Origin of the sequence: Paraburkholderia sp. ZP32-5 (genome assembly GCF_021390495.1) — a bacterium.
Taxonomy (GTDB): Bacteria; Pseudomonadota; Gammaproteobacteria; order Burkholderiales; family Burkholderiaceae; genus Paraburkholderia.
In genome coordinates, this window is the sequence record NZ_JAJEJP010000002.1 from 2262318 (window position 1) to 2283867 (window position 21550).

The window sequence follows — 21550 nt, forward strand, 5'->3', positions numbered from 1 at the left end:
TCGATAAACCCCGCCAATAACATGAAATCAGAAAGACACCACCCCTCCAGAATCGCCATTGCCGTATCCATTGCCTTCACTACCCTGCTGGTCGCAAAGACCGCGAAAGCCCAGGAGAACCCACCCCCGGCAGTTCAACAGACTCAAGCTCCCACCACCCTGAACGCCATCACCGTCGATGCAACCAGACCGACGAGCGCGCCCGACAACGTCAACGATCCCGATCAAACCGCGAACGTCAGCAAGACCGGCACGCCGATCGGCGACCTGCCGATGAGCGTGCAGGAAGTGCCGCGCGGCATTCTCGACGAACAGGGCGCGACGTCGTTGCAGGAAGCGATCCGCAACGGCAATATGTCCGGCGTGAATTATGGCGGGACCGATTCGAAAGGCTTCACCGATCACTTCATGATCCGCGGCCTGCAGGCGCAAACCTATGACGACGGCTTCTCGGACGGCGACCAGGTCAACGGGCCGACGCATTCGCTGCTGGGTGTCGAGCGTATCGAAGTGCTCGAAGGGCCAGGCTCGGCGCTACTTGGCAGCGGGCCGCCGGGCGGCTCGATCAACCTGATCCACTACACGCCGTCGGCGCAATTTCACTGGGGCGGCGATCTCCAGGCGGGCTCGTTCGGCACCGTCAACGCGACCGGATATGTGACGGGTCCGACCGGCATAGACGGACTGAACTATCGTCTGGATGCGGGCGCCGGCCGCTCCGACGGCTATCGCAGCCTCGGCTCGTGGAACAAGGAAATCCGCCCCGATCTGCAATGGAAAATCGGCGACCACAAGATCGAATTCTCGCTCGACGCGCAGGATTACATGGCCACGCCCGATTCATACGGGCTGATCTACTACCAGGGCGCACCGATTCGCGGCGTCCCGTTCAACGCCAAATATTCGACGCCGTTCGCCAACGCGCACGGCAACTATCTGCGCGCGACGCTCTCCGACGAGTGGCGTATCACCGATTATTTGACGATCAACAATCGTCTGTCGTACATGCATCACACGCTGGACTTCTACAGCAACGGCGACAGCACGCACGCGAAGGTCAAGGGCGACACGTTCACCGGCCGCCAGTTGCGCGATCAGGAAGATTCGCTCGACACGCTCGACTACCAGCTCGAGCCGGTCTGGAAATTTTCGACGGGCACCGTTCACCATACGCTGCTGACAGGCTTCGAATATCTGAACCAGGATCTCAACAGCACAAAGGCCACGGCCGACCTGCCGAACATCGACGACATCTTCGCGCCGGTGCCGCTGGAAACCTCGATCGCGGATCTGAACTTCCAGTGCGCGCCGTCTCACTCGTGCCAGAACGACCATGTGCGCGCGAACTTCTACAGCCTGTACGCGACCGATCAGGCGGATATCACGGACAAGTTGAAGATCCGCGCGGGCGTGCGTAAAGACTGGTTCGATACGTCACTGGCGCTCAATCCGTTGCCGGGCGAGCCGAACCGTACCGCCAACGACGGCATCACGTTGATCCAGGGCAATACCTACACGCGCCATGATGCGCCGACCAGCTGGAACGCCGGCGTGCTGTACAAGGTGATGCCGTGGATGACGCCGTATTTCGGCGTGTCGCGCAGCTACCTCGCGAATTTCAACTCGGAAAACACGGCGTTTTCCATCGGACCGCCCGAATCGGCGCTGCAATACGAGGTGGGCGTGAAGTGGTCGTTCGAGGATGGGCTCTACGTGCTCAACACCGCGCTGTTCGATGTGAGGCGGGAACACGTGGCGACGCCGTTCGGCGACGACCAGCTCGCGTTCGATTCGCAGCGTACGCGTGGCGCCGAGGCCTCGTTTGACGCGGATCTGACGTCGCAGTGGCATATGTACGCGAATTTCACCGCGCAGCACGCACGTATCACCTATAGCCCGGACACACCTGGCGCGGTCGGCACCGCTCCGCAGGGCGTGCCCGCCTATATGGCGAACCTGTGGACGACGTATCGCTTCAGCCTGTTCGGCAAAACGGGCTTTCACGCGGGTGTCGGCGTCAACTACATGAGCCGGATGACGAACGGCTTCGCCAATGGCTATGACTGGGCGCCCGCGTCGCTGATCGAGAACCTGCAGTTCGGTTATGCGGAGCATCACTGGGGCGTCGATCTGAACATCGACAACGTCACCAACCAGCGCTACTTCATCGCCACCAACGTGGTCGGGGCGTATCTCGGCTCGCCGTTGGCTGCTTATGTGCGGCTGCATGCGGACTTCTGATCGTTCGTCAACAGTCTGAAACCGGTCACCGCACGCGGTGACCGGTTCCAATCCATATATACCCCCTCCCCCTATAGAAAATTCGGCATAATGCAGTCCGTTACGCATGGGAACGGATATGAGCCATACCATCAAGGAAAAACAGAAGCTGCTGAACCGGGTTCGCCGCATCAAGGGGCAAATCGAGGCCATCGAACGCGCACTGGAAGATGAACTGGGGTGCGATGAAGTCGTGCAACGCGTCACCAGTTGCCGCGGCGCGATGAATGGTCTGCTCGCCGTCGTGCTGGAAGACCACATCCGCACACACCTGGTCGATGCACCGGGCAATCGCGATCACGATGGCGGTAGCGCGACCGAACTGCTGGTCGACGTCGTCCATAGCTATTTCAGGTGAGGTGCCGGTATGAGCAGGTTTAGCAATACCGTACCCGGCGCCGGGCACGAACATGTTTTCCTCGGCTCGGCCCATCGGGAGAACGAGCGGCGTACATGGACAGTCATTGCGCTATGCAGCGCGATGATGGTTGCCGAAATCGTCGGCGGCAGCGTATTCGGCTCGCTGGCGCTAATAGCCGACGGACTGCATATGTCCACCCACGCGGGCGCGATGCTGCTTGCCGCAATGGCGTACACCTATGCGCGCAAACATGCAAACGACCCGCGCTTCGTGTTTGGTACGGGAAAGCTCGGTGATCTTGCGGGATTCTCGAGCGCCATCGTGCTCGCAATGATTGCGCTGCTGATCGGCTATGAGGCCATTTCGCGTTTTCTGGCACCGGTGCCCATCCGTTTTGAAGAAGCCATTTTCATTGCGGGGCTCGGTTTGCTGGTCAACCTCGCGAGCGTATGGCTGCTGAGCGGCGATCATCACGGTCATGGCCACGGTCACGGTCACGGTCACGGTCACGGTCACGGTCACGGTCACGGTCACGGTCACGGTCACGGTCACGGTCATCAGCATAGCCACGATCAGCACGACCCTGAATTCAGCGGACATGCGCACGACAGCCATCACGATGCAGCCCACCGGGACCACAACATCAGATCGGCCTATGTGCATGTGATCGCCGATACCGCCGTGTCGGTGCTGGCGATCATTGGTCTGGTACTGGCGCGCGCGTTTGGATGGCTATGGATGGACCCGCTGGCGGGCATCATCGGCGCACTGGTGATCGCGAACTGGGCTTACGGACTCATCCGCGACACGGGTGGGATCCTGCTGGACATGAGCCCTGATCGGCGGCTCACCGAAAACGTTCGCCGGCGTATCGAGGCATGCGGCGATAACATAGTCGACCTCCACGTCTGGCGCGTCGGCCCCGGACATATGAGTGCAATCGTGTCGGTTGCGACCCGGCAGACGGAGCGGGATTCGCGTTTCTATCACGCCATTCTCGAGCATGTCGACGGACTGTCGCACATCACGGTCGAGGTGTTGCCGCCAGCCGCACCGGCTTGATGCACTGTCGGCCGGTAAGCCCAAACAAGCCCCATGCAGACCAGACCGCCAACCCGTGTTCTCCGCGAGATCCCACGCACGGTGTGGGTGCTGGGCTGCGTGAGCCTGCTGATGGATATTTCGTCGGAGATTATCCATAGCCTGCTACCGATGTTCCTGATGGCGGGACTCGGCGCGAGCGCGACGACGATCGGTCTGATCGAAGGGATCGCGGAAGCGACCGCACCTGTCGTCAAGGTCTTTTCCGGCACGCTGAGCGACTATCTCGGCAATCGCAAGTGGCTCGCGGTCGCCGGATATGGGCTCGGCGCGCTGAGCAAACCGCTGTTCGCGATCGCGCCGACGATCGGCGTCGTCGTCACCGCGCGGATTCTCGACAGAGTCGGCAAAGGCGTGCGAGGCGCACCGCGCGACGCGATGGTGGCCGACGTCACGCCAGTACAGCTACGCGGCGCGGCATACGGACTGCGGCAGTCTCTCGACACCGTCGGCGCGTTTCTCGGACCGTTGCTGGCCGTCGTCATCATGCTGGCGTGGGCCGACAATTTCCGGCTCGCGTTCTGGCTCGCCGTCATTCCGGGCGTGATGGCAGTCGCATTGCTCGCGTTAGGCGTCGCAGAGCCCACGCGCACCACCGGCGCGAAGCGCGTCAATCCGCTCCGTTGGGACAACCTGAAGCAGTTGGGCGCGAACTACTGGTGGGTCGTGCTCGTCGGTGCCGCTTTCGCCTTGGCGCGTTTCAGCGAAGCGTTCCTCGTGCTGCGGGCGATGGGCAGCGGCGTCCCTATCGCGCTGGTTCCGCTCGTGATGGTCGCGATGAACGTCGCGTACGCTTTATCCGCGTATCCGGCGGGCAAGCTCGCCGACACCACCAGTCATACCCGGCTGATGATCGCCGGTCTGGTGTTGCTGATCGGCGCCGATGTCGTGCTGGCCCAAGGTTCGCACTGGAGCGTCGTGCTGATCGGCGTGACGCTGTGGGGTCTGCACATGGGGATGACTCAGGGTCTGCTGGCCACGATGGTGTCGCATGCCGCGCCATCCGCGCTGCGCGGCACGGCGTTCGGCTTCTTCAATCTGCTGACCGGTATCGTGACGCTCGTGTCCAGCGTCGTTGCCGGCGCGCTATGGGACCGGGTGGGTGCGGCAACAACGTTCTATGCTGGCGCCGCGTTCAGCGCGGCAACGATCGTGTTGCTGATGATGCGCGTATCCGCGAACCGCCAGCGATAATCCAACGACCACCCTCGCCTGTCCGACTTTTTCTTCGCGGCAACGATCCGCTCATGAAAGTACTCATCATCGAAGACGACGCGGCCATTGCCGCGAATCTTTACGACTATCTGCAAAACCGCGGCTTCGACGTCGATGTCGCGGGCAGCGGCACCGCCGGCCTGCGGTTCGCGATTGCCGAACCCTGGGACGCGATCCTGCTGGACCTCGCGCTGCCGGGCATCGACGGCCTGACGCTATGCCGCAAGCTGCGCGACGAAGCCCATCGCGACACGCCCGTGCTGATGCTGACCGCCAGAGACACGCTCGACGACAAACTCGAAGGCTTCGGCCACGGCGCCGACGACTATCTCGTCAAGCCGTTCTCGCTGAAGGAGGTCGGCGCGCGTCTCGACGCACTGATCAAACGCTACCGCGGGCAAGTGACGCGTCAGGAACTGCGCTGCGCGGGCGTACGCTTCGACCTCGCGACGCTCACTGTCGAACGGGCCGGCCGCGCGCTCAAACTTCAGCCGAAATGCCTGCATCTGCTGCGTATCCTGATGCAGTCGCCGCATCGTGTGCTCGGGCGGGCCGAACTGGAAGAACAGGTGTGGGGCGCGGAACTGCCGGACAGCGATACGCTGCGCGCGCACATCTACACGCTGCGCAAGGCACTGACGCAGCCCGGCGAAAAGGAGTTGATCCAGACGGTTCACGGACTCGGCTATCGCTTCATCGCGGGAGACGACGATGCGACGTAGCCTGCGCTTCAAGGTCGCGGTCGTTTTCTCGGCCCTGACGATCGTGCTTCTGATCGCGCAGGCGCTCGGCGTCAGGTTGTTTGCCGAGGCGCAGGAAGAACGCCTGATCGCCGCGCTGATTCACGACGACATCGTCAGCGTATTGCGCGGCTACGACGCGAATCCGGCGCTCTGGCCGCCATTCGACGAGCGCATGCACGGTTACGTATCGACCACGGACAAGCCGCCCGTCACGCTGCCGGCTTCGGCCGCGTCGCTGCCGAACGGCACGCACGAGATCATCGTCGACGGCCGCGAGATTCATGTGGCGGTCGTGCCGTTCGGCGGCTCGCGTCTTTATCGCGTCTACGATTTCAGCGCGTACGAAAAGCATTTCAAGACCGTGATCGACGCGCTGATGGCCGGCACCGGCGCGTTCGCGCTGCTGACGATCTGGCTCGCGTATGCGTTGTCGGGCTTGCTGGTGCGCCAGGTCGCCGGTCTCGCGCGGCAGGTCAAAGCGCTGCGGCATGAGCGCTCGGCCTCGATCAATCCCGGCAAGTTCGATGAAGCGGAGCTGGTCGGGCTGGTCGACGCGTTCAATGACTATCATCGGCAAATGTCCGACATGATCCAGCGCGAAAAGGAATTCACCGGCGACGTCAGCCATGAACTTCGCACGCCGCTGACCGCCATCAAGACGAGCGTCGAATTGCTCGGCGACGATCCGGTGATCGGCGACAAGTCTCGCGCGCGGCTCGCGCAGATCGAGCACGCCGCCGATCACATGCGCGATATGGTCAACGCGCTGCTGTTGCTCGCGCGCGAGGAGTCGCCGGAACACACGCAATCGCAACCGCTTGCCGCGTTGGTTCGGGAGGCGCTGCAACCGTTCGCCGGCACACTCGCGGCCAAGGGCGTAAGCGCCACCGTCGATATCGATGGCGCAGCGCGGGTCGATGTGAATGCGCACGCGCTGCAGATCGTGCTATCCAACCTGATCGACAACGCCACGCGCTACACGACGAGCGGCAGCGTCCGCATCGGATGGAGCGGCATGCAGTTGCGGATCGACGACACCGGCGCGGGCATCGCGGCACAGGCACTGCCTCACGTGTTCGATCGCTTCTATCAGGCTGATCAGGCTGCCGAGTCGCGCTCTCAGGCACGCGGTTATGGGATCGGGCTCGCGATCGTCCGCAAAATCTGCGCACGCCATGGCTGGACGATCACGATCGACAGCGAACCCGGCCGCGGTACCTCGGTGTCGCTTGCACTGCCGTGTACGGCCACGCCTCGCGCCGGCCAGTCGTTGACGAAAATTTCACAGGCTGGTGCGTAGCATCCAGGTCCGGTGCCGTCCCAACGGACGGCGGCTCGACTCACGGATGCCCGAATGCGCTACACGCCGCTGCTTGCCTTGATACTGCTGACGGGTTGCGCAACCTACCATGCGCAACCGCTCGCACCAGACGAACTCGCCCGCCAGTTCGAAGCACGTTCGCTTACGAGCGCCGAACTGCATGGCTGGTTTTCGCGCGAACTCGGCCACGACGTCGAACCATGGCCGCCGGCACATTGGGACCGGACCTCGTTGACGCTCGCCGCGTGGTACTACAGCCCCGCGCTCGACGTCGCGCGCGCACAGTGGAGCACGGCGCGAGCCGGCATCGAGGTCGCCGATGCGATTCCGAACCCGGTGTTGCAACTGCCGTTCGAATATACGACGCCCAATCCCGGTCCGGGTTTGCCCATCACGACCGGCCTCGCACTCGATATCCCGATCGAAACCGCCGGCAAGCGCGGTTACCGCGTCGATCAGGCGTCGCATCTATCCGAATCGGCGCGCCTGAATATCGCCAACGAAGCATGGAAAGTGAGCGGCCAGGTACGCGATGCGATGCTCGCGCTGTACGCCGCGCGCGAACGGGAAACATGGCTTTCGCGCAAGGCCGATGCGATGCAGGCTATCGTCGCGATGGTGCGCAAGCGTCGCGCGGTCGGCGAGAATGCCGGTCCTGATGTCGATACCGCATTGGTCGCGGAGACTACGGCGTTGAGCGATCTCGCGTCGGCCCGCATCGCAACGCAGGACGCGCAGGCCCAGCTCGCTGCCGCGATCGGCGTGCCGGCGGCCGCGCTCACCGACATCCCGATCGATTTCGGCGCGCTTGCGACGATGCCCGCAGCCCCCTCCGATCTCGACGCGCGACGCGATGCGGTCCTTCATCGCGCGGACCTGCTTGCATCGCTGGCCGACTACGCGGCCGCCGAATCGGCGCTGCAACTCGAAGTGGCGAAGCAATACCCGGACCTCCATCTCGGTCCCGGCTACACGTACGACACCGGCACGAACCGGATCGCGTTCGGCATGGCCGGCATCACGCTGCCCATCTTCGACCGGAACCAGGGCGGCATTGCGCAGGCCGACGCGAAGCGCAAGGAAGCGGCCGCGCGCACCGCGGCGCTACAGAACGGAATTCTCGGCGAGCTCGACCATAGCCTCGCGCGTTATCGTGCGAACCTCAACGCGCTGCCGGTCGCGAAAGCGCGGCTAAGCGCGGCACGCAAACTACGCGATAGCGATGCGGCGGGGTTTGCCGCCGGCACCGTGGATCGTCTGAGCGACACGCAAGCGAATGCCGACTATACGGCCAGCGAAATTGCGTATCTCGATGCGCTCGTCGCCGCGCGGCAGGCAGCCGATGCGCTCGAAGACACGATGCAACTTCCGCTTGCTGCCGAAGACCGCGTGCCAAACGCGGCGCAAATCGAACGGGGGGTACGGAAATGAGGCACCGGTTGCGGTATTTCCTTACGCTAGTGGTCGTGCTCATCATCGGCATCTGCGTGTATGCCTATAGCGCGTTCGATGCTTCGGCGTCTGCGCGGGCCGACTCGCCGACAGCGACAGTTGCAGCGCAACCGTCGGTGCAGACCGTCAACGGCGAGACCGTCGTGGTGGTTAGTCCGGACGCGCAGCGCGCGAGCCATATCGAGGTGTCGCCGCTCGCGACCAGTCGCGTCGAACACACGCGTTCCGCCTACGCGACGGTTGTCGATCTGCAACCGCTGTTCGATCTGCGCAACCGGCTGGCATCCGCGCGCGCGGATGCCGAATCGCTCGCGACGCAGGCCAGCAATGCCCAGGCGCAATACGCGCGCAGCCGCGCGTTGTTCGACGACGATCGCAACATGTCGCGCAAGAGTCTGCAAGACGCGCAAACGGCGATGCAAGGCGACGACGCCCGGGCGCGTTCGGCCCACTCGATACAGGAAGGACTCGACGCGATGCTGCGTCAGCAGTTCGGCGACACGCTCGCGAATGCGGCGAGCGCCACGGCATCCGATCTGTTCGAGCGTCTGCTGATGGGTCGTGCTTCTATCGTGCGCGTTACATTGCCTGCGGGTGCAGCCGGTGAAGCAGGCGAGTCTGGCGAAGCCCCACCGAAGGTCACGGTCGATGCACCCGATGGACAACGTATCGCCATGCAATGGCTATCCGCTTCGCCGACGGCCGATCCGGCGGTGCAGGGACAGGCGTGGCTATACACGACCGCTCGCGCGCTTCCGGTCGGCATGCGCACGACCGCTCATCTGCCGACAACGCAAGAGCCAGCGACATCGCTAGTGATCCCGGCGCGCGCGGTGCTGTGGTATGGCGGACAAACATGGGTCTATATGAAAACCGCCAACGATCGCTTCACACGCCGCTTCGTGTCCGCATCGACCGACGACGATCAAGACGTTGCGGTCACCACAGGCTTCCATGCGGGTGACGAAGTCGTCACGCAAGGCGCGCAACTGCTGCTCTCGGAGGAACTGAAACCGCAAGGCATCGCGACGGTCTGCAAGGACCCGCCCGAGTGCGACGACTGATCGCACCGCCCTACTCATCCCGTCACTCATGCTCAACGCGATCATCCGCTTCTCGCTGCGCTCGCGCGGCGTCATCTATGCGCTCGCCGTGATGGCGGCCGGTTATGGCCTTTACTCGCTGACGCACGCGCGGCTCGATGTATTTCCAGAATTCGCGCCGCCGATCAGCATCGTGCAGACCGAAGCACCGGGCCTCACCAGCGAGCAGGTCGAAACGCTGATCACGCAACCAGTCGAAAACACGCTCGCCGGGCTCGTGGGCCTGCAATCGATGCGCTCGAAATCGATGCAGGGGTTGTCGGCGATCACGCTCGTGTTCAACGACCACGCGAGCGTGATGCAGACGCGTCAGCTCGTTTCCGAACGGATCAGCGCACTAGCAGGCACATTGCCCGCCGGCGTCCGAGCGCCGACGCTGCTGCCGCTGACGACCGCGACCAGTGTCGTACGTACGATCGGCCTCACGTCGAAGCATCGCTCGCTAACCGAGCTGTACGACATCGCGCAATGGACGTTGCGGCCGCAATTGCTCGGCGTGCCCGGCGTCGCCGATGCGATTGTGTTCGGCGGCGACGCACGACAGATGCAGATCCAGGTCGAGCCGGACAAGCTGATGCGATACGGACTGTCGATTGGGGATGTTGTCGCGGCGGCCCGTCAGTCGACCGGTGTGCGGGGTGCCGGCTTTATCGAAAACGCCAATCAACGCATCGCGATCGATGCCGATGGCCAGTTGACGACCCCCACCGCGCTCGCCGGCATCGTGCTGCGCTGGAGGAATGGCGCGGCGGTGCGTCTCGGCGATGTCGCGACCGTCACGTGGGCGAGCGCGCCGCCGGTCGGCGCCGCGTCCATCATGGGGCGCCCTGGTTTGATGATCGTGCTGGAAAGCCAGTACGGAACGAATACGCTCGCGGTCACGAAGAACATCGAAGCGACCATCGGCCAACTCGCACCCGTGCTGGAAAAACAGGGGGTACAGCTGGACGCCGATGTGTTTCGTCCAGCCAGTTTCATCGATGCATCCGTGCGGCACCTGCGCACCGCGCTCATGATCGGCGCGGTGCTCGTGATCGCGGTGCTGTTTCTGTTTCTGCTCAACGTCCGCACAGCGTTGATCTCGGCCGTTGCGATTCCGCTGTCGCTGCTCGTCGCGATCATTGTGCTGACCTCGTTCGGCGTGAGCCTGAACACGATGACGCTCGGCGGACTCGCGATCGCGCTCGGCGAAGTTGTCGACGACGCAATCATCGACGTCGAGAACATCTATCGACGCTTGCGCGAGAACCGCATGCTCGCCGCGCCGCTGCCGGCGTGTCGCGTCGTGCTGCGCGCGTCGCTGGAGGTACGCAGCGCGGTCGTATTTGCCACCTTTATCGTGATGCTGATCTTTCTGCCGGTGCTGACGCTGGGCGGCGTCGCGGGCAAACTCTTTGCGCCGCTCGGCATCGCATACATGCTGTCGGTGCTCGCGTCGCTCGCGGTGGCGCTCACGCTCACGCCCGCGATGGCGCTCGGGCTGCTCACACGTGCGCCATTGCCCGCGCACGAGCCGCGCTTCGTCGCCAGCCTGAAGCGGCGCTACGTGGTGCTGTTGCGCGCAATCGAGCGGCGCGCAAAGACGGTCATCGCGATCGTCGCGGTGATGTGCACTGTGGCGCTTGCATCATTGCCGTTGCTGAGCGGCGATTTTATTCCGCAACTGCGCGAGGGGCACTACATCGTGCACATGGGGCTCGCGCCTGGCACATCGCTCGCGGAATCGATGCGCATCGGTACGCAGGTATCGAATGCGCTGATGCGGGTGCCAGGCGTACGACTCGTCGCGCAACGCGCGGGCCGCGCGTACGGCGTGATCGATCCGACCGGCGTGCAGCTGTCTGAATTCGAAGTGGGCCTCGCACCGAGGAGCGCATCGGCACAGGACGACGTGCTGCGCCACATACAACGAACGCTCGCTCGATTCCCAGGATTGACGACGTCGGTCAATACGTTTCTGGTCGAGCGCATCGACGAGACGATCTCCGGCGTAACGGCGCCGGTCGTGGTCAACGTATTTGGCGACGATCTCGACGTGATCGACCGCAAGGCGCAGGAAATCGCGCGGCTACTGGGCACGATTCGCGGCGCCGCGAGCGTGCGAGTGGAATCGCCGCCCGGTATTCCGGAGTTGCAGGTCAAGTTGAACGCCGCATCGATGAGCCGTCTGGGCTTTCGGCCTGGCGATGTGCTCGACGCGATCGAAACGGCATTTCAGGGTACATCCGTTGCGCAGATTCATGACGGCAGCCGCAGTTGGGATGTAACGGTGACGCTCGCCCCCGACGCGCGGCGGCGCCTCGATGACATCGGCGCATTGATGCTGCGCAATCCGGAAGGACTGGCGGTGCCGCTGCGCGAACTCGCGACGATTCGCGAAGTGTCCGGGCGCTACCAGATCTCGCACGACGGTGGACGCCGGATGCAGACGGTGTCGATCAACCTCGGTAGCCGCGCGGTCAGCGATTTCGTCCGCGATGCGAAGGCGCGTGTGCAGCGCGAGATCGTGATGCCGCCCGGCACCTATGCGGTGTTCGCGGGAGAAAGCAAGGCACGCGCACAGTCGCAGCACGATCTGCTCGCCTATGGCGCGATAGCGCTCGCCGGCATCGTACTGCTGCTGTTCGTCGCGATGAAGAGCCGGCGCGCGGTCATGCTGGTTCTGTTCAATCTGCCGTTCGCGCTGGTGGGCGGCATCGCGAGTGTGTTTGCCGGCGGCGCCAATCTGTCGCTCGGCAGCATGGTGGGTTTCGTTACGCTGCTCGGCATCTCGCTGCGCAATTCGCTGATGCTGATCAGCCATTACGAGCATCTTGTCGAAGCGGACGGCTTGCCATGGGATGTCGACACCGCCGTGCTCGGTGCGTCGGAACGGCTGGTGCCGATCCTGATGACCGCGCTGGTGACCGCGCTCGCACTGGCGCCACTCGCGTTGACGAGCGGCGCGGCGGGCAATGAGATCGAGGGGCCGATGGCGGTTGTGATCCTTGGGGGGCTGGTGACGTCGACGGTGTTGAATTTGTTGGTGTTGCCGGGGTTGGCGGTTCGGTTTGGGCGGTTTGGGGGTGGGGGGTGATTGGGGGCTGGTTGATGGGGAGATGAGGGGTGTTGTTGTTTGGGGGAGAGGTGGGTGCGGTGTTTTCTCCTCTCTCCTTTGAAGCTTTGATGCTTTGATGCTTTGATGCCTTGTTGCTCGCTGTTCAACGCGGGCTCTGTTTGCGGCGTTCGGGTTTTAGCATGGAATAGTTGCGAGTCAGGATAACGGCCATTAAGACCGCTGTTTTGAGCTCGTTCTCATCCGCAGCCATTGGATCGGGGTCGCCGAACGCCAGCTCCACGTCTACTGTGAAACGGCTCGTCGGCTGATCTGAAGCACGATAGCGATAGCCATGTAGCCGAACCTGTGGAGGCGTTGCTCCGATGTCATTGCCGGAGCGCCGGTTGCCACGGCTGTCGATCCAGTATCCGATGTCGAGAGGGAACAAGTCTTCCAGGGTCGAGCGGGAGATTCCCTCCATCAGCGGACTGAACCAGATCGTGAAGCTGGTCGGGACCTGCCTGACCTTAGTGGGGGCGGTTGTGTAATCGAGTGGGTCGGCCGTTACGAATAGAGCAATATGTGCACGCGGAAAAGCGGGATTCTCGAAAGAATACTTTGTACTCGTGGACCCTCTACGAGGGGCGGCGGCAAAGTTCAACCCGAATATCGTGTGTGCGGGATCGAACGACTGGTCATCCCGGAGGATCGCAATTGCCGTTGTCAGTATCCTGAGTGCCATGTCGCGCTGTGCGTCGGTAACTGTCTGTGTCATGTCAATCTCTTGCTCCGACGAGCTTGAGGGCGTCGACATACTGGGCTGTGCATGTACCGGGATTGCGAACGAGAGGATTATCAACGTTCTGCCAGTAAGCCTGGACCACTTCCGCGCAAGCGTAGGCGTCGTCTTCATAGAATTGGCTCTTGTAGCGGCTTCAGAACTGGCCTGGTTGCAGGTTCATTGTCCCGCTCCCCAACACGCTGCTGCTCGCTGCTCAACGCCGACCTTGCTCTCGGCGTTCAGGTTTGAGCGCGGAATAGTCACGACTCAGGAGAACGTCCATCAGCACTGGCGTTTTGCGTGCGTTCTGCCTCAGATCCTGGGGGTCGGGATCGCCGAAAGTCAGCTCCACGTCTACTGGGAAACGGCTTGTCGGCCGGTTCGAAGCACGATAGCGATAGCCGTGCAGAAGGATGTGCGGCGGTACCGCCCCGATGTCATTGCCGGCTTGTCGGTTGCCGTCGCCATCGATCCAGTATCCGATGTCAAGTGGAAACAGGTCTTCCAGCATTGAGCGCGTGATCCCCTCCATCAGTGGACTGAACCGGATCGTGAACGCCGTTGGAACCCGTTTGGCCTTCATGGGATCCGTTGTGTGGTCGAGTGGGTCGGCCTTTACAAGTAGAGTGATGTGCGTACTTGGAAATGCTGAATTCTCGAAGGAATATTTCGTACTCGCGGAACCTTTTCGACCGATCGCAGCAAAATTGAGGCCGAATATCGTTTGTGCGGGATCGAACGGTTGATCGTCGCGCAGGATCGCCATCGCTGTCCCCACTATCCTGAGCGCCATGTCGCGCTGTGCGTCGGTAACTGTCTGTGTCATGTCAGCCCCTTGCTCCGACGACCTTGAGGGCGTCGACATATTGGGCTGTGCATGTCCCGGGATTACGAACGAGAGGATCACCAGGGTTCTGCCAGTAAGCCTGAACAACTTCCGCGCATGCGTAGGCATCTTCTTCATGGAATTGACTCCTGTAGCCAGTTTCGAATTGCGCCATTTTCTGTGCAGTTTCCGGAGAGACATTGAGCAGGCCACATACCTTCTTCTGAGCGACGGGTATATCTCGCTTGACAAACTCCCAATCTGGCTTGTCCTGAATGTAAGAAATCAGCCAGTAGTAATGAAACACCAGCATCCTGTGTAGACCGGTGTGAACGCGCAGATCGTCCGGTAGGGAGATGCTTCCCGCGACCGCGAAAGCACTCTTGAGTGTTGTCGACGAGTACACCTTCTGGATGTTCGGCATGTCCCTGTAGTCTTCCGGGAAGTGTTGAAGGAGAGAAAACATCCAGAAGTACTGCTGGCAGTGACGGGCCTCGTGATACAGCGTGTCGGCAAATGCTCTGAGGCGCTCTTCAAGAGCGCCAGGGTCGCTTTTACGTTCGATGATGTGCGCAATTTCGCTGTCGTTGATTGCGATGACCCAGGAGTTGCTCACAAACGCCGCGCTGACGTCCTTCCGCAGGTTGTACTGCCTTGCGCGATCTGAATTTGCGATCACAATTTCGGGTAAGGAATCGTCATCGTCCGATCGGACGGAAACTTGATGCCGCAATCCAAATGGTCCGGAGCCAAGTGCACTCACTAATGGCTTCTTGATCGCTTCCTCAATCGTGCTTCTCATGCTGGAACTCAACGGCCAGGTAAATCGCGACCAATCAATGCCCTTCAACGCTGCCTTTATTGCAGCCGTATATGCCTTGGTCACCGGGTATTCAACGCCCTTGCGCATCGACATACCCGCAGGCGCATCCCCCTCGCGCGCACCGTTGATGAAGTGATGGAACCGCAACCCGAAGTTCATCGGATCGCATGAGACGAATTCGGGCGGCTTGTCTTCTGTCGTTGCGCCCTGACTGGGTGTTGCGGTGAGCTTTCCCGCGACCTGGGCACTGCGCTTTTCAGCGTTGGGGGCGGCACCGCTGAATGGCTCATCTGTCTCCCGGATGACTGCACCTTTACTGAGTGCAATCACCTTATCCGGATCACTCGCCGCGAACAGTTCGACTGTCGCGAACCCGGGCAAATTGCTCGTGACCAGACGCGTTTCCCCAAGCGCATTGGTGACACCCCTGATCACCTGACCATCATCCATCGTGATCCGGTACGGTTGGCCTGCAAGTGCGAAGCCGGTATCGTGTTCGACCAGCACGTAATGCGCGGCGAGCCGGCCGGGCTTCTCAGGTGTCACCGGCATGTTGACGGGTATGGCCACCGGCACATCCGTCTGATGACTCGCCGCATGGACCCGGTGCTCGCCCTCCGTATAGACCCGGTATCCCTGCGCATTGATCACCACCTTCGTGGTGCCGGCCTGGAACACGATCTCGTTGCTGGCGATCAGGTTGATCGAGTCTGTCCTGCTGATGATGCTGACAACACGCTGCGCGATGACCTCGACATCGTCGTTTTGCGCCTCGATCAGCACCTTGCCCGCTGCCGCTTTGATCCTGATGGCAAGGTTCTGAGCGAACACCCGCACGCCATTGACCGCCGATGCCAGTAGCGATTTCAGCGCTGCGATGCTGACATGCTCGCCTGCCGTGAGCGCAACGTGTTCAGCACTCGCCAGATGCGCGCTTTGTGCAGCCGTGATGCCGACACCCGCCGCACTGGCCAGCACAATGTCCGGCCTCGCGAGTTGTGGAAACGGCGCGCTTTCGTTCGGTACAGCCCCGCGTATCGCATCGTTCTGCGCCCCGATCGCATCCGATACATCGCCCTGACTGGTCTTCGGTTCCTGCGCCTCATACCGTCGCGCGAGACCGGCAAGACCCTCATGGATATCGCGCGCCTGTGTGAGCCGTGCGACGGCCTCGCTCAGATCCTTCGCGGGCGCGTTGGCACAGTCGCGTGCATCGCTGGTAATCAGCAAGCCCGATTGGCCCGCGCGACACCCCACGCACCGGTCGCCAGTTCCCACCCTTCGCCGCGCGCTTCCTGCCGGCCGGCTTTACGCACGATGCGCGTGTTGTAACCAAGCACGAGGCGCGACTGCGCGTGATCGCTGGCAAGCTGGACCTGAAGCTGCTTCGGCGTGTCATCCAGCACGAAGTGATTGGACTGGCCGTGATATCCGCATTCGAGATCGCGGCTGACGATGCCTGAGAGCGCCCGGTTATCCGGCAGCTTCCAGGGCGGCTGGTTCCATGCGTTGACCATCCGGTCCGAGACGTACGGCTTATCCGGATCGCCCTCGTGATAGCTGACGGTGACTTCCTGACCGGTACGCGGCAGGTAGATTGCACCGAACCCGTTGCCCTGCCACGGTGATGAAACACGCAGCCAGCAGCTGGCGTTCTCGTCTTTCGGGCCAAGCCGGTCCCACACGAAGCGGACCTTCACACGCGCGTATCCATCGACCCAGATGCGCTGATTTTCCGGGCCGACGACGATGGCCGTTTCGCTGGCACAGTGTGGCTTCTTCTTCGGGCGGTTCCTGAAGAATGTATTGGTGGGTTGCAGTACGAAGCTGGTCACGCAGTGGCGAGATTCATCGCTCGCTTCCTGACTACCAGACTCCGTGCTCTGCGCCGGATTACGGATATCAAGCGTCGTCGACACAACCAGATACTCGGCATTGACCTCCCGCTGCGGATGCTCATCGAGCCAGAACGTCTTCCCCGTTGTCAGCCCGCGCAGATTGCCGCGTCCCTTCAGACGCAGGCCACGGCTGCGCATCGCATCGACGCGCACGCTCGCAAGATAGCCGGCTTCGTCCTGACAGTTATTGGGCGACCCCGATAATCCCGCCGCACCGGCGAGCGGCTGCGAAAAATCACCCCATCCGTGCTGTTCGATGTTGTCGTGCGCGCTGTCGCTATGGTCTGCAAATCCGCCGTCGAGTTGCGCACCAGGACGCGTGTAGTCGTAATCGGTCAGGCTGATCCTGCCTGCCGTGATGCGGCGTGAGACCTGGAGCCGGTAGATATGCTCTTCGTCAACGTGACGACTGTCGGGCGCACGATAGCGGATCCGGTCGTACACGTTGCCGTGCCTTTTGTGCGAGCCAGGCGAATCGCACAGCACCAGCGTCATGCCGTCGAACAGGTAGTAGATGCCCCATTCCTGCCAGATCCGCGTGAGGAAGTCGAAGTCGGATTCCCACATCTGCCGCACGTAATCGCGCTTCGGATAGCTGGTCCCCATCCCGGGACCACCAATCTCCATCACGACCGGCCACGGATAGCGTGCGCTGAGCAGCCGGTCGGTGATGTCGACGACGCTCGCATCCTGGAAGATCCGGCTCTCGCAGTTCTTCGTGGCGAGCCACAGCCAGGGGCGCACGGTGAAGCGGTAATAAGCGCGCCGGGCGTCGGTGCCGGTCAGCGTGACGTCTGTGATGAGCCCGGAAATCGTGCGACGGCATGTACCCTCATCGACTGCCTCGCCAGCTTTCAGCACCTCGCCACCGAAAAATCCGCCATCCGCAAAATCAATCGAGACATCAACAACCTGCCCAATCAGCCGATCCGGCACAACAAGTTCCTGCGCCTGCCATCGCGACAGCGTCGGCCGCTCGACCGTCACGACATCAAGCGCATATCGATAGAGGTGCCCAAGGGCTTCAGTACCACGCAGACGCATCGGCGCCAGCACAGGCTCACCGCCCCAAGTCGGCAGGGCGTCTCCAGAAATACCTAATGTGCGGTGCTGTAATGGTTTGAGCATGCGTACGTCGCGTAACAGGACGAACGCCAGTATCGAAAGCTCACACTCCGTTGTCTATCGGATTTGGACTAAAATTTAGCCCAAATGAGAAAAATTATTTTGGGACTCATTTTGAGACTACGACGCGTGAAATCGAGATAAGGCCGCCCTGTCACGAACCAGCGCCGCGATTTCGTCCACCGAGTCTATGAGGTTGACGTCAAAGTCAAACGTCGCGAAATCAATATCGAATTCCGCCTCCAGATTGGAAACGAGCATCAGCATCGACAGTGAATCGAGCCGGCCGCTGATAAAAAGCGACTCGTCATCGGCAAGCTCGTCGTTGTCGCCGCGATCACGCAGTGCGTTCGCAACGAACGCGCGAATCTGTACTTTATGTGCGTTGTCCATCAATCGACTCCAAAAAGACTGGCCATGAATGTGATGCGCTGTTCGAGCGTATAGAACCGTGTTTCATTACCGAACGGATGAAGGCAGATGATGAACAGCCAGATCCCAACGAACGCTGCCACGCGGGCCGAGCGCGTGCGCGGTCCGCGTCGGCCGGCAAGTGAACGGACTTGTGAAATGCCGATTCCCACCGCCAATACGACGCAATAAAACGCGTAGCTCGTAAATGTCTCGACCGTGGCCTTGAGGCCGATCACGGCGACGAGTCCGATATCTCGAACGAAGTGGTAGATCGCGTTGCCGACGCCCGCGGCCATGAACGTCGCGAAGAAAATCCGCAAGCGCGGATGCTGCCGGAATGTCCGCAGAAAAGTCGGCAGAAAAAAGAAATCGACCAGCAGTTCCTTGAAATAGTAGTAGTACCGATTCCAGAAATCCGCGAGCGAACGCGATTCGAGTGGGCGCCATGTATTGCGTGGCAGACGATAACCAGCAAGGCGCGCCACCGCGATCGCCTGATGTCCCGCGGTAGCGAGCGCCAACGCCGAGAACACGACATCCAGCACGAGTGCTATCCAGCCCATCGCAATCGGATAGGGCCGATGCTGAAAATACGCGGCCTGTACACCTTCGAGCGTGGGAATCCGCAGCACCGACATACCAATCCAGTGCGCGGCCGCGTTGATGTACAGCAAAATGCACGACCAGATGAGCAGCTTGACCGCTTTGAGCTGCGTCACCGCGATATCCCGGCGCGTGGTCGACTGAGCTTTGCGCAGGAATGCGGCGCCCTTCCCCCAGGGTGTCGACGTCGAACCCCAGAATGGATGAAACAAACCTAGCTGGTGCAGCATCGGTCCCGGCGCGCGCGAACGCTGATCGACTAGCGCATAAGCGAAAAACCACATATTCGGCGTCGCGATAGCCAGAAACGCCCATACGCCAACTTTCAGCCATCCGTGAACGAACGGCATGCACGCGAGGCCGCACAGCACCGCTTCGATAGCGAGCAGCGTCAGGACCGGCCGACGAGCGACGAACAACTGATTGTCGCGTCGAACCGCGCTCAACGTGAGCCACGCGACCAGCACGAATGCGATCAGCGCCGTGTACGCCAGCGCGGCCGCGGACACGCCCGCGATCCGTTCTTGCGTCATCGCTGCAGTGATACTGTCGAGCGAAAACCACAGGCCGCCAATCGGCAGCAACGCGAAGCTGGCAACGAAGGTGGCGAGGCCGCGAAAACGCGGCACGTATGCCGATAATGCAGCCGCTCCGCACGCGATCGACATCGGCCAGCCGTTTAACCCTATCAGCAACAGCGTAAATAGCGTGACGATCAGCAGCCGGCCACGCCGGCTTTGCGCAAACTCGATGATGGGTTCGCGTCTATCGATCGCGATGGTCTCGTGGAACGTCAGCCTGCTTGCGCCTGCAACGGTCCGCGGATTCGCAGTCCCAGCATCGACGATCAATTCGGCGTGCTCGCTCATCAGCAGCTTTCCGTTTCGAGCCGATCGAACAGTGCACGCCGGTCGACCTTTCCGTTGCGATTCAGCGGCATGTCGGGCAACGCGACGACCCGCGACGGCACCATATACACGGGAAGACGTCGCGCGAGATCCCGGCGCACCTGGGCGGTATCGACGCTATCGCCGGCGACAAACGCGACGAGACCGCGCGTTGTGCCGCCATCGACTGGCCAGCCCACTGCGCCGACCAGATCGGCACTCGCGACAATCCGCAGATGGGCTTCGATTTCTTCGAGTTCAATGCGATATCCGAGCAGCTTCAGTTGATTGTCGACGCGCCCCAGGTAATGCAATGTTCCGGCTGCATCGCGTACGACTCGATCGCCGGTCAGATACCAGCGCGTGCCCGCACGAGTCGGAAAGCGCTGCGCCGTAAGCTCTGGCGCATCCAGATAGCCGATCGCAAGTTGTGGACCGCCAATTCCCAGTTCGCCGGCTTCGCCGTCCGCGACCGTTGCCCCTGCTTCGTCGAACACGGCCGCGAGACTTCCGGGCAACGGCCTTCCGATCGCAACCACGTCGCGGCCCGACGTCAACGGCGTGGGCGTGCCGACCCTCTCGCTCATGCAATAGACGGTCGTCTCGGTCGGCCCGTAGAGGTTGTAGATCGTGCTGTTGGGTGCAGCGGCGCGCCACGCGTCGACGATCCCGGCGGACAACTGCTCACCGCCGAAAGCAGCGATGCGAATATCGGGCAGCACGTCGGGACGCAATGATTTCAGTTGCCGCAGCATTCCCACCAGCGACGGCACGGAGTTCCATACCGTGAGCCGCGCTTCGCGTGCCAGCTTGATCGCATTCATTGCCTGATGCTTCGGAAGCACATAGAGCGATGCTCCGGCTTCCCACGTCGAAAACATGTTGTGCACCGATGCGTCGAAAGACGGCTCGGCGGTTTCGAGCACTCGGTCATCGGCGGTCAACCGCAATATCGCGGAGATCGAGTCGATATAGTGGCGTACAGCACCCGCCGGAATCACGACGCCCTTCGGCGTGCCGGTCGTGCCAGACGTGAAGATGATGTAAGCCGGGTGTGCCGCACCGACCTGCGTCGGCTCCGATAGCCGGATCGACGGCAGCGTATCGGACGACACTACGTTGCCGGCACAATCACTCAACTCACTCGACCCGCTCAATGCATGTCGATCGCAAGCGACGACAAGCGGCGGACATACATGGCGCGGCCCCTGCGCGAGCAAGGCTGCACCATGTGTGTCCACCACGATCGCGGCAAGGCCGCTGCGCGCCAGGATGTCGGCAATCCGCTCGGGCGGAGCGCTCGTGCTGATCGGCACATAGGTGCCGCCCGCCCAGCACATGCCGGGCAGTGCCACATACGCGTCGATGCTCGCCCGCGCGAGCACGCCAACGCGCGGCGGATGCCCGGTGCTTGCATGCCACGCCGAACTTTCATGCAGCAGGTGAGCAAATCGAGCGGCCCGTTGTGCAAGTTCGGCATAGGTCAGCGCGCGGCCATCACAACAAATGGCGATCGACTCGGGCGTCTCGATACTGTGACGGTAAAGCGTCGAAGCCAGATTATGGTTGTCCATACATCG

The 21550-nt window shown here is 61.9% G+C and carries 15 protein-coding genes and 1 pseudogene; 9 read left to right on the forward strand and 7 right to left on the reverse strand.

Features of this window, described 5'->3' with window-relative positions; translation table 11 throughout:
- The first annotated feature begins 21 nt into the window (after positions 1–21).
- From L0U82_RS28810 to L0U82_RS28850, 9 genes are all read left to right on the forward strand, one after another.
- Positions 22–2241 (forward strand): TonB-dependent receptor, encoded by a 2220-nt coding sequence (locus tag L0U82_RS28810; protein WP_233836426.1) that lies wholly within the window; start codon positions 22–24, stop codon positions 2239–2241.
- A gap of 118 nt (positions 2242–2359) precedes the next feature.
- The gene (locus L0U82_RS28815; protein ID WP_233836427.1) at positions 2360–2638 is read left to right on the forward strand and encodes a metal/formaldehyde-sensitive transcriptional repressor; all 279 of its coding nucleotides are present in this window, start codon (positions 2360–2362) and stop codon (positions 2636–2638) included.
- 9 nt (positions 2639–2647) lie between these two features.
- Entirely contained in the window at positions 2648–3703 is a 1056-nt protein-coding gene (gene dmeF, locus L0U82_RS28820; protein WP_233836428.1) for a CDF family Co(II)/Ni(II) efflux transporter DmeF, read from the forward strand.
- Between the two features lie 33 nt (positions 3704–3736).
- Positions 3737–4936, forward strand: a complete 1200-nt coding sequence (locus L0U82_RS28825; protein WP_233836429.1) for an MFS transporter — start codon at positions 3737–3739, stop codon at positions 4934–4936.
- Positions 4937–4989: 53 nt separating this feature from the next.
- Positions 4990–5679: a response regulator transcription factor gene (locus tag L0U82_RS28830; protein WP_233836430.1), complete on the forward strand. Its 690-nt coding sequence runs from the start codon at positions 4990–4992 to the stop codon at positions 5677–5679.
- Complete coding sequence (locus L0U82_RS28835) at positions 5669–7000, forward strand: sensor histidine kinase (protein WP_233836432.1); 1332 nt, start codon at positions 5669–5671, stop codon at positions 6998–7000. The genes L0U82_RS28830 and L0U82_RS28835 overlap by 11 nt, the downstream gene beginning before the upstream one ends.
- 54 nt (positions 7001–7054) lie before the next feature.
- Positions 7055–8452, forward strand: a complete 1398-nt coding sequence (locus tag L0U82_RS28840; protein ID WP_233836434.1) for a TolC family protein — start codon at positions 7055–7057, stop codon at positions 8450–8452.
- A complete protein-coding gene (locus L0U82_RS28845) occupies positions 8449–9537 on the forward strand; it encodes an efflux RND transporter periplasmic adaptor subunit (protein WP_442793677.1) in 1089 nt (362 codons plus the stop codon). Before L0U82_RS28840 ends, L0U82_RS28845 begins: the two co-directional genes overlap by 4 nt.
- A 28-nt stretch (positions 9538–9565) precedes the next feature.
- Positions 9566–12652, forward strand: coding sequence for an efflux RND transporter permease subunit (locus tag L0U82_RS28850; protein ID WP_233836438.1), 3087 nt, complete (start codon positions 9566–9568; stop codon positions 12650–12652).
- Positions 12653–12776: 124 nt separating this feature from the next.
- Here the strand turns inward: L0U82_RS28850 and L0U82_RS28855 are convergent, their stop codons facing one another.
- From L0U82_RS28855 to L0U82_RS28885, 7 genes and pseudogenes are all read right to left on the reverse strand, one after another.
- On the reverse strand, positions 12777–13388 hold the full coding sequence (locus L0U82_RS28855; protein ID WP_233836440.1) for a hypothetical protein: 612 nt from the start codon (positions 13386–13388) through the stop codon (positions 12777–12779).
- Positions 13389–13608: 220 nt separating this feature from the next.
- Positions 13609–14220, reverse strand: coding sequence for a hypothetical protein (locus tag L0U82_RS28860; protein WP_233836442.1), 612 nt, complete (start codon positions 14218–14220; stop codon positions 13609–13611).
- A 1-nt stretch (position 14221) separates the two neighbouring features.
- Positions 14222–16021: a DUF2345 domain-containing protein gene (locus tag L0U82_RS28865; protein WP_442793703.1), complete on the reverse strand. Its 1800-nt coding sequence runs from the start codon at positions 16019–16021 to the stop codon at positions 14222–14224.
- A gap of 195 nt (positions 16022–16216) precedes the next feature.
- A pseudogene (locus L0U82_RS28870) lies at positions 16217–18069 on the reverse strand (type VI secretion system Vgr family protein); the annotation flags it as partial.
- A gap of 117 nt (positions 18070–18186) precedes the next feature.
- Positions 18187–18459: an acyl carrier protein gene (locus tag L0U82_RS28875; protein ID WP_233836448.1), complete on the reverse strand. Its 273-nt coding sequence runs from the start codon at positions 18457–18459 to the stop codon at positions 18187–18189.
- Positions 18459–19952 (reverse strand): hypothetical protein, encoded by a 1494-nt coding sequence (locus tag L0U82_RS28880; RefSeq protein ID WP_233836450.1) that lies wholly within the window; start codon positions 19950–19952, stop codon positions 18459–18461. Before L0U82_RS28880 ends, L0U82_RS28875 begins: the two co-directional genes overlap by 1 nt.
- On the reverse strand, positions 19952–21544 hold the full coding sequence (locus L0U82_RS28885; RefSeq protein WP_233836452.1) for an amino acid adenylation domain-containing protein: 1593 nt from the start codon (positions 21542–21544) through the stop codon (positions 19952–19954). The genes L0U82_RS28880 and L0U82_RS28885 overlap by 1 nt, the downstream gene beginning before the upstream one ends.
- Positions 21545–21550: the final 6 nt, after the last annotated feature.